General features: G+C 71.6%; 15 protein-coding genes. 2 read left to right on the top strand and 13 right to left on the bottom strand.

Annotation, left to right across the window (positions count from 1 at the left end; genetic code table 11):
* Nucleotides 1-20 precede the first annotated feature (20 nt).
* Both ACN26Z_RS18955 and ACN26Z_RS18950 read right to left on the bottom strand, forming a co-directional pair.
* Entirely contained in the window at nucleotides 21-1,628 is a 1,608-nt protein-coding gene (locus ACN26Z_RS18955; protein ID WP_396885348.1) for an RICIN domain-containing protein, read from the bottom strand.
* Between the two features lie 192 nt (nucleotides 1,629-1,820).
* Entirely contained in the window at nucleotides 1,821-3,167 is a 1,347-nt protein-coding gene (locus ACN26Z_RS18950; protein WP_421462614.1) for a PHB depolymerase family esterase, read from the bottom strand.
* Between the two features lie 218 nt (nucleotides 3,168-3,385).
* Here ACN26Z_RS18950 and ACN26Z_RS18945 point away from each other — a divergent pair, with 218 nt between their 5' ends.
* Nucleotides 3,386-5,023, top strand: coding sequence for a glycosyltransferase 87 family protein (locus ACN26Z_RS18945; RefSeq protein WP_421462613.1), 1,638 nt, complete (start codon nucleotides 3,386-3,388; stop codon nucleotides 5,021-5,023).
* 3 nt (nucleotides 5,024-5,026) lie between these two features.
* Here the strand turns inward: ACN26Z_RS18945 and ACN26Z_RS18940 are convergent, their stop codons facing one another.
* A complete protein-coding gene (locus ACN26Z_RS18940; RefSeq protein WP_282238145.1) occupies nucleotides 5,027-5,197 on the bottom strand; it encodes a hypothetical protein in 171 nt (56 codons plus the stop codon).
* Nucleotides 5,198-5,303: 106 nt separating this feature from the next.
* Nucleotides 5,304-6,410 (bottom strand): L-dopachrome tautomerase-related protein, encoded by a 1,107-nt coding sequence (locus ACN26Z_RS18935; RefSeq protein ID WP_421462612.1) that lies wholly within the window; start codon nucleotides 6,408-6,410, stop codon nucleotides 5,304-5,306.
* 213 nt (nucleotides 6,411-6,623) lie between these two features.
* Between ACN26Z_RS18935 and ACN26Z_RS18930 the strand changes: the two genes are divergently transcribed.
* Nucleotides 6,624-7,193: an STAS domain-containing protein gene (locus ACN26Z_RS18930; RefSeq protein WP_093406912.1), complete on the top strand. Its 570-nt coding sequence runs from the start codon at nucleotides 6,624-6,626 to the stop codon at nucleotides 7,191-7,193.
* A 67-nt stretch (nucleotides 7,194-7,260) separates the two neighbouring features.
* On the opposite strand, the gene ACN26Z_RS18925 is transcribed toward ACN26Z_RS18930, so the two are convergent.
* The 9 genes from ACN26Z_RS18925 to ACN26Z_RS18885 form a co-directional block, all read right to left on the bottom strand.
* Nucleotides 7,261-7,560 (bottom strand): BON domain-containing protein, encoded by a 300-nt coding sequence (locus ACN26Z_RS18925; protein ID WP_093407153.1) that lies wholly within the window; start codon nucleotides 7,558-7,560, stop codon nucleotides 7,261-7,263.
* Between the two features lie 119 nt (nucleotides 7,561-7,679).
* On the bottom strand, nucleotides 7,680-8,888 hold the full coding sequence (locus ACN26Z_RS18920) for an ATP-binding protein (RefSeq protein WP_421462611.1): 1,209 nt from the start codon (nucleotides 8,886-8,888) through the stop codon (nucleotides 7,680-7,682).
* Nucleotides 8,885-9,580 (bottom strand): response regulator transcription factor, encoded by a 696-nt coding sequence (locus ACN26Z_RS18915; protein ID WP_282238149.1) that lies wholly within the window; start codon nucleotides 9,578-9,580, stop codon nucleotides 8,885-8,887. The genes ACN26Z_RS18920 and ACN26Z_RS18915 overlap by 4 nt, the downstream gene beginning before the upstream one ends.
* A gap of 7 nt (nucleotides 9,581-9,587) precedes the next feature.
* Complete coding sequence (locus tag ACN26Z_RS18910; protein ID WP_421462610.1) at nucleotides 9,588-10,517, bottom strand: S1C family serine protease; 930 nt, start codon at nucleotides 10,515-10,517, stop codon at nucleotides 9,588-9,590.
* 37 nt (nucleotides 10,518-10,554) lie between these two features.
* Nucleotides 10,555-11,505: a VWA domain-containing protein gene (locus ACN26Z_RS18905; protein WP_282238151.1), complete on the bottom strand. Its 951-nt coding sequence runs from the start codon at nucleotides 11,503-11,505 to the stop codon at nucleotides 10,555-10,557.
* A complete protein-coding gene (locus ACN26Z_RS18900; RefSeq protein WP_282238152.1) occupies nucleotides 11,502-12,485 on the bottom strand; it encodes a DUF58 domain-containing protein in 984 nt (327 codons plus the stop codon). Before ACN26Z_RS18900 ends, ACN26Z_RS18905 begins: the two co-directional genes overlap by 4 nt.
* Nucleotides 12,482-13,540 carry an AAA family ATPase gene (locus ACN26Z_RS18895; protein ID WP_093406899.1) on the bottom strand — a complete coding sequence of 353 codons (1,059 nt, stop codon included), beginning with the start codon at nucleotides 13,538-13,540 and terminating at the stop codon, nucleotides 12,482-12,484. The genes ACN26Z_RS18900 and ACN26Z_RS18895 overlap by 4 nt, the downstream gene beginning before the upstream one ends.
* Nucleotides 13,541-13,660: 120 nt before the next feature.
* Nucleotides 13,661-14,035, bottom strand: coding sequence for a YciI family protein (locus ACN26Z_RS18890; RefSeq protein WP_421462609.1), 375 nt, complete (start codon nucleotides 14,033-14,035; stop codon nucleotides 13,661-13,663).
* A gap of 104 nt (nucleotides 14,036-14,139) precedes the next feature.
* Nucleotides 14,140-15,384, bottom strand: a complete 1,245-nt coding sequence (locus ACN26Z_RS18885) for an RNA polymerase sigma factor (RefSeq protein ID WP_421462608.1) — start codon at nucleotides 15,382-15,384, stop codon at nucleotides 14,140-14,142.
* Nucleotides 15,385-15,406: the final 22 nt, after the last annotated feature.

Here is a 15,406-nt window from a genome sequence, read left to right as displayed (position 1 = left end):
CCGGGACGGGTGCGGGCGAGTCAGCAGCGGTTGATGCTCGAATTGCTGAGGGTGACATTGCTGATGGTCAGGTTGGTCGTGCAGGGGCTCTCCAGAATTCGGCTGTTGGCCAGGGTGAAGTTGCGCAGGGTGATGTCCCGGTTGCCGGGGAACTCCGTCCGCGCCGCCAGTCGAACCTCCCCGCCACCGCTGATGGTGCCACCGCCGGCCGCGATGTCCACGCCGTAGCAGTTCTCGATCAGGATCGCGTTGTTGCCGGTGTTGGCGATGTCGACCCGGTTGACCGCCACACCGCCGGACTCGGAGACGCAGAAGATGCCTCGGCCGCCGCCGCGTGCCCGTACGGTGCCGACCCGAATGTTGATCGGGTAACCGGAGCCGATCCGCCCGGCGCGGTTGGCGGTGCGGAACGCCGCGTAGCCGGTGCCGGTGCCGGCGTTCTCCGCGTCGACGGTGGTCACGGTCGCGTTGATGGTCTCGTTGAGCAGCAGGCCGGAACCGCCGACGTTGCGGGCGGTCACCGTGCCGACGGTGAGGCCGTCCACGCCGTACGTCTCGACGCCGTGGGTGCTGGTGCCGGAGACGAACACGTTGTCGATGCGGACGTTGCGCGTCCACTGGCTGGTGTCGCCCCGGTTGTCGATGCGTACCCCCAGGCCGCTCGACAGGCGCAGGTCGATCTGGCCGAGGATCACGTTTGTGACGTTACGCATGAAGATGCCGTAGAGGGGCGTGCCGGTGACGGTGAGGTTCTGCACCTCGACCTGGGTAGTGCCGCGCGAGTAGATCGGTGCCTGGTCACCGGAGCCGGAGCCGGTCACGTTGATCGTGCCGCAGACGTCGATCGTCGTGTAGCTCGGCAGGGAGATGCGCGAGCCGGCGCTGATCGAGCCGGAGCCGCGTACCACGACCCGTTGCTTGCTGGTCCGGCCGGCGCTGAGGCTGTTCACCGCGGCCTGCACGGCGGACCGCATGTCGCTGCCGGTGTAGACCGTGCTGCCACCGTTGCGGGCGGTCCAGGTGCCGCCGTTGAGCACCGCCTCGGCCTGGAACGAGCCGCTGCCGCAGCCGTTGCCGTTGCCGCCTCCCAGGGTGACCAGCTGCCACTGCTGGTTGGCGCCGTCGTGGTCCTGGTACTGCGAGATCATGCCGCCGTCGGCGGTGGACCAGCCCCACACGTCGAGGGCCTTGTTCGAGTGCCGGTTGAGGAACCGGACGTACCCGCCGGCGGAGTCGGCGAGGCGGAAGTGCTGGCGGGTGTTGCCGCTGGCTGCGGCGTTCTGCACGAGTTGGACACCGTCGGTGGCGTTGGGCAGTTCGAGGACCTTGCCGCTGTGTACGGAGCGGATCTGGTAGTAGCCGTTGCCGACGTCGACGAACCGCCACTGCTGCACGGCGGCGTCGTTGCGGGTGTACTGGTTGATCGGGGCGTTGTCGGCGGTGGACCAGTTCCACACATCCATCGCCTTGCCGCTGTGCCGGTTGACGAACACGTAGGTGGCGTTGGGATCGACCGTCGCGGCCCGGGCGCTCGGCGAGGCCACCGTCACACCGGCGCCGACCAGCGCCAACGTGCTGACGGCGACCAGCCAGCGCCGAGCCGTTCGTCTTCCTGTCCTGAGCAGCATGCGGGTTCCTCCGGGTGCGAGTGCGGTGGTGGAGCGCGTGCCGGAGTGGTGAACGACGCAGAGCAAGCGCTTTCCTAACATCGACAGCAATATATCTTCCGGTCTGGCCTAAACCAAGTGAGCGGCGGCGACGCCGGTGTCCGTACGGCGGTAGCTGTACGGACACCGGGCCGATCCGGGCGAGGGCTACGGTCAGCTGACCGCGCAGGGAGCGCCGTTGAGCGCGAACGAGGACGGGCTGGCGGTGTTGCCGCTGTGGGTGGCCTGGAAGCCGATGGTGACCGAACCGTTGGGAGCGATGGTGCCGTTGTAGGAGACGTTGCGGGCGGTCACCGCCCCGGAGGTCGGGGAGTAGGTCGCGTTCCAACCGTTCGTGATGGTCTGCCCGGCAGGCAGGGTGAACGCCAGGTTCCAACCGTTGACCGCTGTGGCGCCGGTGTTGGTGATGGTCGCCGACGCGGTCAGCCCGGTGTTCCAGGCGTTCACCGCATAGCTGACGCGGCACCCCGTGCCCGGCGGCGGCGTGGTGGGCGTCGGCGTGGGAGTCACCGTCGGCGTCGGCGTGGGAGTGGGAGTGGGAGTGGGAGTGGGAGTGGGCGTCGGCGTCGGGGTGGGCGACGCGGCGTCGAGTCCGAGGAACCGGATCGCCTGCGCGGCGTCGACCGGCAGGTTGTGCGACACGCCCTGCATGCTGATCGCCTCGACCGGTGCGTTACCGCCGGAACCGCCGTACCGGGTCCGGGTGTAGCCGGACTGCGGGCTGTCGGTGAAGGTCGGGGTCTGGCTCAACCCGTGCAGGTTGGTCCACTGCTTGATCTGCTCGCCGAAGTTCGGGTAGCGCAGGATGTCGTCGTTGGTGCCGTGCCAGATCTGCATCCGTGGCCGCGGGCCGGTGTACCCGGGATAGGCGTTGCGGACCAGGTCTCCCCACTGCTGCGGGGTGCGGATGATCTGCCCGTTGGCACACTGGCTGTTCCACTCCGAGCCGCCGGTGGTGGCGAAGCAGCCGAAGGGCACCCCGGCGAAGGCCGCGCCGGCGCGGAAGACGTCCGGGTAGAGCCCGAGCAGGACGTTCGTCATCATCGCTCCGGACGAGGTGCCCGTCGCGGCGATCCGGGCCGGGTCCACCGAGTAGCGGCTCCGGACGTGCTCCACCATCGACATGATGCCGACCGGGTCGCTGCCGCCGCCGCGACGCAACGCCTGCTGCGAGTAGACGTCGAAGCACTGGCTGCTGCGGGTCACCGACGGGTAGATCACGATGAAGCCGTACTGGTCGGCCAGGCGTGCGTACTGGGTGCCCGAGTACATCGCCGGCCCGTTGCCGGTGCAGTAGTGGGCCACGACCAGCAGGCCCGGTCGTGGCGCGACCCGGTCCGGTACGTAGAGGTACATGCGTAGGTTGCTCGGGTTGGTGCCGAAATTCGTCACCTCGGTAAGCGTCGCCGCCGACGCCGATGTCGGGAGCGACAGCGCGGCGAACGCGGTCAGGACGATGGTTGCCAGGGCGGCGCACCACAGTCGGATCGCTTTTCTCATGGAACGGGTCCTCCGGACGGAAGGAGACATGGTGGTGTTCCGATCGAGGGCTGCCCGGTGCCCTACCTCGTCCGGCTCTCAGAACATCGATGATTCTCTTCGCCTGCGTCGTGGCGTCACAAGGTGTGGTGGAGCAGCCGCGCTGAGCGGTGGTGGGGCCGCGCCGAGCGGCGCGCCGCCTCGCGCCCAGCGGTCGCGGGTACATCTATTCTCTGTCCATGCGGGATCGTCGGGCGGCGCTGCTGTGGGTAGGGTTCGCGGTCGCGGCACTGGTCTCCGTCGCGCTGGTGCTGCGGCGCCCTGACCGCCTGTCCGACCTGCACATCTACCACGGAGCGTTGACCGATCTGCGGGCCGGGCGTCCGCTGTACGGGTACGTGGCGCCGAACGGTGGGCCGTTCACGTACCCGCCGTTCGCGGCGCTCGTGCTCTGGCCGATCACGACCGTGCCGCTCGGCGTGGTCGAAGCGCTCTGGCTGGCGGCGACCTGTGCCGCCGTGGTGGCCATCGCCGTACCCGTCGGTCGTGCCCTGGCCGAGGGGCGCGCCGCCATGCCGAGCCCGGGTACGGCCGGGACTCGCACGACGACGTCGGCGTCCGTCAGCATCGCGGCGGTCGCGGCGGTGCTCATGGTCGCCGCGCCGGTGCAGAGCAACCTGCGGTTCGGGCAGGTGAGCATCTTCATCGTGCTGATGGCGCTGCTCGACGGGATGGCGCCGCCGTCACGGATGCGCGGTGTGCTGATCGGCGTGGCGGCGGCGATCAAACTGACGCCGCTGCTGTTCGTGCTCTACTTCCTGGCCTGCGGCCGGTACCGCGACGCCGCCCGCGCGCTGGCCGCCTTCGTCGGCTGCGCGGCGCTCGCCCTGGCCGTCCTGCCCGCCGAGAGCCTGACCTACTGGGCGGGCACGGTCACCCAGACCTCCCGGATCGGCAACCTGGCGTCGCTGGGCAACCAGTCCGTGCACGGGATGCTGCTTCGTATCGGCATGGACGAGGGGTCCCTTCCGCTGGTCTGGGCCGCCCTGGTGGCCGTCATCTGCGCCCTGGCGTTGCTCCGGGCGCGGGCGCTGTCCCGGCTGGGGCGACCGGGGCACGCCGCTGTGCTGGTCGGCTGCGCCACCGTGGCCGCGTCCCCGGTCTCCTGGACCCACCACCAGGTGTGGACCATCCTGGCCGCGATGCTGCTGGTGGGCGCCGTCGGCGTGGCCCGGCGGGTCGCCGGTGCACTGCTGCTGGCCAGCATGGTGTTGTCGCTGGGTGTCGTGCTGGCCCCGGTGTCGATGCGACCCGGTGTGCAGTTTCTCTTCGAGAACGCCCGTGCCATCGGCACCGTCGTGCTCTGCGTGGCAGGGTTCGGCGCGGTCGCGCTCACCACCGCCCGTACCCATGCCAACCGGGCCTTCCCGCGAGGGTGGCTGCGGGTCGGCGTGGCGTCCCTCGGCGCACTGGCGTTCTTCGCCGTGCAGCCGTTGCCCGCCGGGGCCGATCCCACCTTCAAGGCATACCGCCTCCCGGACGTGGTCAACTCGCGGTACTTCTTCGTCTGCCGGGGGCCGGTGGAGTGCGCCCGCTACGGCACCGGTGCCCCGGTCACCTTCGGCACCCGCAGCGAAAAGACCAAGGTGCGCGTCAACGGCGTGGTCTCCGACCAGGTGGCGCGGCTGGACTACCACTCCGCTCCGGGCGGTCCGCCGCGCACCATCCCGCTGCTGGCCGCCTATCCCGGGGTCCGGACGTTCTCGTTCCGTTCGGCCACCATGGCGCACGGGCAGCTGATCGCCTACTCCGCCGACGGGCGTACCCTGGCCCGCTACGACGACGAGCTGACCGCCGCGGTACGCGTCGGCGGGTAGCCGTTACTGCTCCCCGTCGATCACGTCGGTCTCGCCGTCGTGGGCGTACGTCACCGGCAGGTGCTCGTCCGGTAGCGGCGTCTGTGCCGGATTGTGGTGCGGGTCGCCGTCCGGGGAGAACAGCACCGGGTCGGTCTTCGCGCTCTTCTCGCGTTCTTCCTCCGGCTCGGTCACGACCCGGCTCCTCACCTCGTCGGTATTCCCCTCCGACGCTATCTGCGGCGCATGGCCCGCCGCCCCGATCAGGTGCCGCTTCCACCCGATCGGGGCGTGCCGGTCGTCACGGTCGCAGCAGCACCGGGCCCGCGTCGATGCGGGTCCGGAACAGGGCGTACGGCCGGCGTCGCAGGTCCCGGCCGCGGTTGAACGGCGGCTGCCGGTGCACCTGGTTGGCGATGATGTAGAGGTGCCGGTTGGTGGCCACGCTTAGCGTGTCCGGCCAGAGCAGCCGGGCGTCGTGCACCACGGTCTCGTACTCGCCGTCGGGCCGGCGTCGCAGTACCGCGTTGTGCTCGTAGTTGGTGAGATAAATCCGGCCGGCGTCGTCGGACTCCAGGCCGTCGGCGCCGCCGCCCTTGTCGCCCTCGTCGAGCACCGTCGCGGCGACCTCCGCGTCGCCCAGGGCGCGGTCGGCCAGGGCGTCGGTGGCGACGCTGTACCAGCGGCGGGTGGCGAGGGCGCAGTAGTACAGCCGCGTGCCGTCGGCGGAGATCGCGATGCCATCGGCGCCGACACCCACCGGCTGCGGGGGAGCGTCCGGGGGCCGGACCAGGAACGGGCGTCCCTCGACCACCGGACGGAAGTCCTCCAGCGGCGCGGCCTTCGTGGACGGGTGGTCGTTGAGTCGCCGCCACGATGCCCCGCTGGCCAGGTCGACCACGATGAGGGCGTTGGGGGCACCATCGGCGGAATCGGTGATGTATGCCAGCCCGGCCTCCCCACGGCGCAGGTCGAAGCGCACGTCGTTGAGGTACGACGTGGGCAGCACCACCTCGGGCGGGAAGGTGATCACCTGGGCGACGGTGTCGGTTCTCAGGTCCACGCGGACCAGCTTCGGCCCGCCGGGCGATGTCGGCTGGAACATCGGGCTGCCCGTGTCGAGCGCCCAGAGCCGGTCGGCCGGGTCGACCACCACACTCTGCACCGACACGAACGCGGACGGGTCGTCGTCGCTGGACGGTGTGTTCCACCGCAGGTCGGGATAGGGAACCTCGCGTCCGCGTCGCAGCTCCACCACGGTGGCGGGCACCTGGTCGCCCCAGCGAGGGAAGTTGACGAAGATCCGACCGCGGTGCGAGACGGTCACCCCGGTGGGCATCGGGCCGTGGAACCGGTGCACCACGTCCAGGGTGCCGACCGGTTCGTCGGTGGGTAGTGCCTTTCGCATCCTTCGACCTCCCGTCGCACACAGGGATCAACTGATCGCTCTACGTCTATCGTCGCAAAGCGGACGACGTACGCGGCGCCGACGTCGCCCATCCGACCCGCAAGCAGCGGGAAGGCGATTCGTCACCCAACCGTCATGTGTCCGCGCGGTGCCCGCCACCTGGCCCCGGCAGGGTTGGGACCTCAACCCCTCCGACCTGGGAAGGAGCGCGCCATGGCCGTCGTTCTCGATGACCACCTGGTCACCCTGACCTGTGACAACTGCGGTGACACGGTCGCCGGGCCGCGGACGCACTCCGCCGCGGAGGTGGTGTGGCCGCTGGTGTCCGAGCACGGCTGGAGCGGTTCCCCGCTGGCCGACGGTCCGCACCGCTGCGCGCACTGCACCCAGCTCGGCCCCGCCGCTGCCGGCGTGCCCGGTGGCATCCTCGGCATCGAGCACCTCGGTGCCGTCACCGTGGTGACCGTCGCCGGCGACGTCGACGTCGACACCGGCGAGACGCTGGGCATGGCGTTGGGGCACGCGGCCGACATGGGCGGGCACGTCCTGGTGGATCTCGGTGGGACGGATCTTGTCGACTCCACCGCGCTTGGGCTGCTCGTCCGCGCGCATCGCGCCGCCGCTGACCGCGGCGCACAGCTCTGCGTGGCGTCGACCTCGCCGCTGATCCGTCAGGTGCTCCGGGTCACCCGGCTGGACGAGGTGTTTCCGGTCGCGGACACCCGCGCCGACGCGCTCGCCCGCTTGCAGAGACACCCGGCGGCAGCGGACGCGGCGGAATAGGCGACCTGCCCGGGTCCGGCTCGTCCACGGCACCGGTGCCGTGGCACCGTGGACGAGCCGAAGTTCATCAGCGGCGACCTCGCCGGTGACCGGCGAGCCGTAGCGCGTTGCAGACGTCCGTCACGCCCTCGATGTCCCAGGCCAACTCGCCGGCCGCGCGGCGGGTCTCGGCGCTGGCGACCAGGCCGGTGAGGATCACGACCCGGTTCTGCACCATCACCGTGATCTGCTGCCTGCGGGTCGACCAGTCGGCGCTCAGCCGCTGCGCGACCAGGGCGGCGAGACGGACATCCTCGTCGTGATGCTGTGGCTCGTCCCACAGCGCGCGGAAGGAGTGATCGTCGGGCATCGGCCAAGGCCACGGCATCACCACAGCGGTCTCCTTCGTTGTTGATGCCGGCGACCCGACGCGCCGTCCCGATCGATCACCACCTTGCGCAACGACCTTGGAGTCGACCGCACGGTTGGATGACAGTTGGATGACAGTCACAGCGGCGTGCTTGCCGGCGGCCGGGTGTCTCCGGTCCGATCGGCGGCCGGCAGCCACAACACGAAGGTGCTGCCCGTACCCGGCCGGGAGAACACCGCCACCTGTCCACCGTGCGACTCGACGATCTGCCGGACGATGGCCAACCCCAACCCGGTCCGCCGGTCGCCACCGGAGCCACCCCGACCGGCCTCGCCCCGCCAGAACCGGTCGAAAACCCGTGCCTGGTCGGCCTCGGCGATGCCCGGCCCCTCGTCGGCGACGGCCAACCACAACCAGTCGCCCACCCGTCCGGTGGCCACCTTGATCGCCCCGCCGAGAGGGGAGAGGCGTACCGCGTTGGACAGCAGGTTGCCGGCGGCCCGGCGCAGCGCGTCCGGGTCGCCGATCAGCGTGAGATCCGGGTCGAGCGCGAACCGCAGGCGCAGGCCACGGCCGGTGGCCAGGGCGGCGAAGTCCTCGCCGGCCTCACGGGCCACGGTGCTGAGGTCCACGTCCGTGTCGGACATCGAGTCGGCGTCCCGGCGGGCCGTGGCCAGCAGATCCTCGACCAGCCGGGACATCCGGTCGGTGGCCCGGTCGATCGTCGCCACCGCCGCGGCACGCTCCTGGTCACCGGCCTCCGGTGCGGTCAGCGAGGCGTCGAGATTGGCGCGGATGATCGCCAGCGGGCTGCGCAACTCGTGCGAGGCGTCATCGATGAGCTGCCGCTGGGCGTGGAAGGCATGATCCAACCGGTCGAGCATCGAGTCGATGGTGTCGCCGAGGTCGCGCAGTTCGTCGCGGGGACCGGCCAGGCGGATCCGTCGGGACAGGTCGGTGGCCTGGATCTCCCGGGCGGTACGGGCGATCGCGCCGACCGGACGCAACGCCCGGCCGGAGAGTACCCAACCGATGCCGAGGCTGGCCACGAAGAGCCCGCCGAGCGCGATCAACGAATAGTCCCGGACCGTCTGCAACAGCCGCAGGTTCACCTCGTCCTCGATCTGCTGCACCTCGGCCACCTCGAGCGTGGTGCCGGTCGGCACCGTACGCCCGTCGCTCTTGAGCTTGACCAACTGCGCCTCGTACCGCTTGGTGATCGGCTTGGGATCGACCGCGCGGTCCACCGCCACGTACGCCACCAGCAGGCCGGCGCCGGCAAGCGCGAACAACAGCGTCGAGTAGAGCACGGTCAGCCGGAACCGGATCGACCGGAAGACAGTCATGCCAGCACCTCCCGCAGCCGGTAGCCGCGCCCGACGACCGTCTCGATCGCCGGGGAGTCGCCGCCACCGCTGAGTTTGCGCCGCAGCGTACCCACGGTGACCCGGACGGTCTCGGTGAACGGGTCGGCGTTGGCGTCCCAGACGTGCTCCAGCAACTCCTCGGCCGGCACCACCCGCCCGGGACGGGTCATCAGGTACTCCAGGACGCCGAACTCCTTCCGGGTCAGGTGCAGCTGGCGGCTGCCCCGCCGGGCCTCCTGCCGCGCCACGTCCAGGGTCAACGCGCCCACGGTGAGGACCACCCCGGTACCGCCGGTGTCCCGGCGCAGCAGCGCCCGCACCCGCGCCAGCAACTCGACAAGCGCGAACGGCTTCACCAGGTAGTCGTCGGCGCCCTCGTCCAGGCCACGGACCCGGTCGGTCAACGCACCGCGGGCCGTGAGCATCAGCACCCGAAGATCCCGCCCACCGGCCACCTCGACCGCGCCGGAGCGGATCGCCCGACACAGCGCGAACCCGTCGCCATCGGGCAGATTGACGTCGAGCAGCATCAGGTCGTACGCGTTGACCAGCAGCAGGTCGTACGCCTGCGCCGCGTCGGCGGCGAGATCGACGGCGTAGCCGGCGCGGGCCAGCCCGACCCGCAACGCGCCGGCCAGATCCTCTTCGTCCTCCACCACGAGCAGCCGCATCTGTCAGTTATCCCCTCGCGATCAGCCCCTGCGCCACCTGAGCTGCCCGCTCCACCGGGATGGCGAAACCGATCCCGATGTTGCCGCTGCCCTCCAGCGTGGCGATGGCGGTGTTCACGCCCACCACCTCGCCCCGACCGTTTACCAGTGGGCCGCCGGAGTTTCCGGGGTTGATGGACGCGTCGGTCTGCACCGCCGGCTGCCGGGCGCCACCGCCGAGCCGGACGGGCCGGTCCAGCGCGCTGACGATTCCGGCGGTCACCGTGCCGGAGAGTCCGAGCGGCGAGCCGACGGCGAGCACCGGCTCACCGACCCGGGTCTGGCCGGCCGAGGCCAGCGGTAGCGGGCGCAGCGCGTTGCCGGGATCGACCCGCAGCACGGCGATGTCGGTACCCGGGTCACGGCCGACCAACCGTGCGGTGAGCCGACGGCCGTCCCGGCCGACCACCTGGAAGGTGTCCCCGCCGGCCACCACATGGCTGTTGGTCACCACATGCCCCCGCTCGTCGATCAGGAACCCGGAGCCGGAGGCACCTCGGCCGCCGCTGGTCACCCGCACCGACACCACCCCGGCAAGCACCTGGTCCGCGGCGGTGACCAGGTCGGCGGTCGTACTTCCGGTCGCACCGGCCGGCGCGGCTCCCGGGTCGGCTGCCGGTGTGTCGCCGGCGGTGAGGTGCCCGGCGACGCCGCCGGCGCCGGCCGACACCGCCACCACGGTCAGCCCGGCCAGCAGCAGCCGGGGCCAGCGCGACGCACCGGAGTCCGTTTCCGCGCTCTGGTCCGCCAGGCCGTGTGCCGGGTCGTCGGGCCCGGTCAGCGCGCCCGGGATCGGCGCGACCGGAGTGGACCCGGTCGGCTGATCGTCGGTCGACAGGGCAGGCGAGACGAAGCGTGGTCCGCGCGGCTCACCCAACCCCGGAATCGTGCTGTGCATGCGATGTCCCTCCTCGAAGAGGTCCGTAGGACGGCCGTCAGGGCAGTCGGGAGAACCAGAACAGGGAGCCGGCGGCGGCCAGCAGGGCGAGCACCAGGCCGGCGCCGATGAACCGCGCCGACACGTCCTGACGCTCCAGCCGGTGACCGACCGACGAGCCGATGTCGGCGTACGCGGCACGTAACTCGTCGCCACTGCCCGCCTCGTAGTAGCCGCCGCCGGCCTGCTCGGCGACGGCACGCAGGGTTTCCCCGTCGACCGGGACCGACTGGCCGCCACCGATGCGACCGTCGGGGGTACCGAAGGAGATGGTGTCAACAGGTACGCCCGCCTGCACCGCGTCGGCGGCAGCCTGCGCCGGGTCCCTTCCCGAGGTGTTCGCCCCGTCGGAGAGCACCACCACCCGTGCCGGCGGCGGATCCTCCGCTGCCTGCGCGTCCAGGGTGCGGATCGATTCCAGCGAGGCATGGATGGCCTCGCCGATCGCCGTTCCCTGTAGGCCGGTGACACCCTCGTCGAGCTGGTCGATGCCGGCGGTGACCGACTCCCGGTCGCCGCCCGGTGCGACCAGCACCGACGCGCTGCCGGCGAAGGCCACCAGCCCGACGTTGAACTCCGCCGGCAGGTCGGCCACGAACTCGCGGGCCGCTTCCCGGGCCGCGAGCAGCCGGTCCGGCGGTACGTCGTCGGCGAGCATGGACCGGGACACGTCGACGGCCACGATGACGGTGGCCCGTTCCCGCGGCACCCGTACCTCGTCGGTCGGGCGGGCGAAGCCGACCACCAGCAGCGCCAGCATCGCGACGAACAGCCCGGCCGGTACGTGCCGGCGCCACGCCGGGCGGGTGGGCGCCACCTTGTCCAGCAGGCGCAGGTTGGTGAACCGCACGGCGTACCGGCTGTGTCGGCGCTGACGCAGCAGGTACCCGACCACCAGGGCGGCAACCCCGGCCAACAGCCACAGCCGTTCGGGGGACTCCCAGCTCACGCGGCGCCTCCGTTCGTCGGTCGGGTCGCCCGGGCCAGCCGGCGCTGGGCGTGGACGTGCCGGACGATGTCGGCGATCCAGTCCCGGTCGGTGCTCAGCGGTAGCTGCGCCGCGCCGGCCCGGCGCAGCGCCCGCGCCACGGCCAGCCGTTGCGCGGCGGCGGCCGCCGCGTAACGGTCGCGCAGCCGGCGGCTGCCGGTGGCGACCTCGCGCCGTCGCCCGCTCTCCGGGTCGAGCAACGTGATCAGGCCGACGTCGGGCAGCTCCAGCTCGCGCGGATCGCGGACCTCGACCGCGAGCACCTGGTGCCGCGCGGCCAGCCGCCGTAGCGGTCGCTCCCAGTCCGGGGGGCGGCCTCCGGCACCGGCCACCCCCTCGTCGGGCAGGCCATCCAGGAAGTCGGAGACGACCACCGCCAGCCCGCGACGGCCGGCCGACCGGCGCAACCCGTCGATGGCCTCGGCCAGCGGCACAGGGTCGCTGGCCGGCCGGCCGCGTGGCACCTCCAACAGGGTGCGCAGCAGGCTGAGCAGGTGATACCGGCCGGTGCGGGCGGGGAAGCGGCGCACGCCGGCGTCGCCGAGCAGATGCGCGCCGAGCCGGTTGCCGGAGCCCGCGGTGAGGAACCCGACGGCAGCGACGGCCGCCACCGCCAGCTCGCGCTTCTCCAACTCGGCGGTGCCGAAGTCCATGCTGGGCGTCGCGTCCACCAACGCCCAGGTGGTCAGCTCCCGGTCGGCGTCGACGGTACGCACGTGCGGCACGGTCGTCCGCGCGGTAACCGACCAGTCCATCCGCCGTACCTCGTCCTCGCCGGGGCGATACTCCCGGCTGCCCGCCGGTTCGCTGCCCGGGCCGGGCAGCAGGCCCAGGTGCTGCCCGTGCAGCAACCCGTCGAGCCGGCGGGTGATGGTCAGTTCCAGCCGGCGCAGCCGACGCTGCGGCGCCAGGTGCCCGAGGCTCGTCGCGTTCTCGTTCATGCCGCCGTCCCCAGACCTGGCCCCTGGGTTTCCTGGGCGGGAGCGATCTGCGGGGGCGGCACCGCCTCGACGACCTGCCGTACCAGTTCGTCGGGGTCGACGTCGTCGGCGACCGCGTCGAAGGAGAGGACCAGCCGGTGGGCGAGCACGTCGCCGGCGATCTCCCGTACGTCGGCGGGGAGCACGTAGTCCCGGCCACGCAGCAACGCCAGGGCCCGGGCGGCGGCGATCAGACCGAGGGTGGCGCGGGGGCTGGCACCGTACGCCAGCTGCGCGGCCACGTCCGGTAGCCCGAACCGGCGCGGATCGCGGGTGGCCAGCACCAGCCGTACGACGTACTCGGCCAGAGCGTGGTGGACGAAGACCTCGCGGGCCCGGGCCTGCAACGCCACCAGCCGAGTCGGGTCCAGCACCGGCCGGGCGGCCGGGGTGCCGGTGCCCATCCGGTAAAGGATGCCCAGTTCCTCGTCGTCGGTCGGATAGTCGACCACGACCTTCATCAGGAAGCGGTCCCGTTGGGCCTCGGGCAGTTGGTAGACGCCCTCGGACTCGATCGGGTTCTGGGTGGCCAGCACCAGGAACGGGGTGGGGACCGGGTACGTCCGCCCACCGATCGAGACATGTCCCTCGGCCATCACCTCCAACAGCGCCGACTGCACCTTGGCCGGGGCCCGGTTGATCTCGTCGGCGAGGACCAGGTTGGCCATGACCGGCCCCAGCTCGACGTCGAACGTCTCGGTCGAGGCTCGGTAGATCCGGGTGCCGAGCAGGTCCGACGGCACCAGGTCAGGAGTGAACTGGATCCGGGCGAAGCTGCCGCCCACCGCCGTGGCCAGGGTCTCCGCGGCGAGGGTCTTGGCCACGCCGGGCACCCCTTCCAGCAGGCAGTGGCCCCGGGCGAGCAACGCGGTCAGCAGCCGCTCCACCAGCCGATCCTGGCCGACGATCACCCGCTTCACCTCGAACAGGGTCCGCTCCAGCAGCCGGGTGTGGTCGGCGTGCTCGCCTGGGGCGTCCAGCTCGCTCACGGTGGCGCTGTTGATGGTGCTCCGCATGGGCTGTGCTCCTCGGTCGCGTCGTCGTGACGCGGGGGCCCGGACAACGGGGGGAGTCCGGGCACCCGCACGTGACCCATTGGGCCAGAACGGACCGAAAGACAACCGAACGGCGGAAGGTCAGCCTCGCCTGCCGGCCTGGCGGAGCATCTCGTCTGTTTCCGGGTCCGGCATGAGCTGCCGCACCTCCTGCGCACAGCGGCAGGCGACGGCGATCTTGGCGGCCCACGCCAGCGCCTCCTCGCGTGCGGCTACGTCGACGACCATGAATCCGCCGATGACCTCCTTGGTCTCCGGGTACGGGCCATCGGTCACCAGCCCGTCCGTGGCCACGACGCTCGCCCGCTGCCGTTGCAGTCCGGCGCCGAACACGAACACCCCGGCGTTCACGGCCTCCTGGGTCACCGCGTGCGCGGCCTTGCCCACGTTGGGCCAATCCTCGTCGGGGATGTGGTCCATCGCGCCATCGTTGAACGAGATCAAGTACCGCGCCATCGCGTAGCTCCCATGTCCCGGCGGCCTCCTCCGGCCGCCTCTCACCTCATCTACGAGCGACCCGCCGCCCATCCGACAAGGTGCCAGAAGATTTTTCCCACCGGTCAGCCGGCGAGCAGGTCGCGGCGGCGGGTGAGATAGGCCCGCTCGGCAGGGTTGCCGGCAAGTCCGATGGCCCGGTCGTACGCCACCCGTGAGTCGCCGTCGCGTCCGAGCCGTCGCAGCAGGTCGGCTCGGGCGGCGTGGAAGGCGTGGTAGCCGTCGAGGGCCGCGACGAGTGGTTCGATCTCAGCGAGGCCGACCGCGGGGCCGCCGACCTCGGCGACGGCGACCGCCCGGTTGAGCCGCACGATCGGCGAGGGGTCGAGCAGCGTCAGCTGGTCGTAGAGGGCGAGGAGGCTGGACCAGTCGGTTTCCCGGCTGGAGGGGGCATTCGTGTGGACCGCGTTGATCGCGGCCTGCAACTGGTAGGGCCCGGGTGGGTCACCGCCCGCGGCCACCACCTTGATCCGTTCGTGGAGCAGCGCGTTGCCCTCGGCGATCCGATCGCGGTCCCAGGCGTTGCGGTCCTGCTCATCGAGGGTCACCAGCTCCCCGGTGCGGGACACGCGCGCCGATCGCCGGGCGTCGGTGAGCAGCATCAGGGCGAGCAGGCCGGCCACCTCACCGTCGTGGGGGAGAAGGGTCCGGAGCAGCCGGCCGAGGCGGATCGCCTCGTCGCTGAGGTCGACGCGTACCGCCTCGTCCCCCGCGCTGGCGAGGTAGCCCTCGTTGAAGACGAGGTAGACGACCGCGAGCACACCGACGAGCCGTTCGCGGATGTCGTCGGGCGAGGGCACCCGGTAGGGAATGTGTGCCGCCTTGATCTTCACCTTGGCGCGGGTGATCCGTCGCGCCATCGTGGTCTCCTGAACCAGGAAGGCGCGGGCGATCTCGCCGACGGTGAGGCCGCCGAGCAGGCGCAGCGTCAGCGCCACCCGGGCCTGCATCGCGAGCGCCGGGTGGCAGCAGGTGAAGACCAGCCTGAGCCGGTCGTCCTCGACCCCGCCGGTCGGCTCGGCCGGGGAGTCGTCGTGGACGATCCGGGCCGCCCGGTGCTTGGCCTCGCGCTGCGACTCGCGACGGAGTCGATCGATTGCCCTGCGGGCGGCGGTGGTGGCGAGCCAACCGCCGGGACTGGGTGGTACGCCCTCGCGCGGCCACCGTTCGACGGCCGCCACGAACGCCTCGGCCGTCGCGTCCTCGGCGACATCGAGGTCACCGAAGCGGCGCGCGAGGCTGGCGACCACCCGCGCCCACTCCTCCTGGTGGGCGCGGGTGATCGCCTCCTCAACGCTCAGGCCAGTCACGGCTCACGCAGCGTTCGGACGG

This window comes from Verrucosispora sp. WMMD703 (assembly GCF_049178935.1).
GTDB lineage: Bacteria > Actinomycetota > Actinomycetes > Mycobacteriales > Micromonosporaceae > Micromonospora > Micromonospora sediminimaris.
The sequence above is the reverse complement of the archived record's forward strand: the minus strand, read 5'-3'. Positions and strand labels throughout refer to the sequence as shown.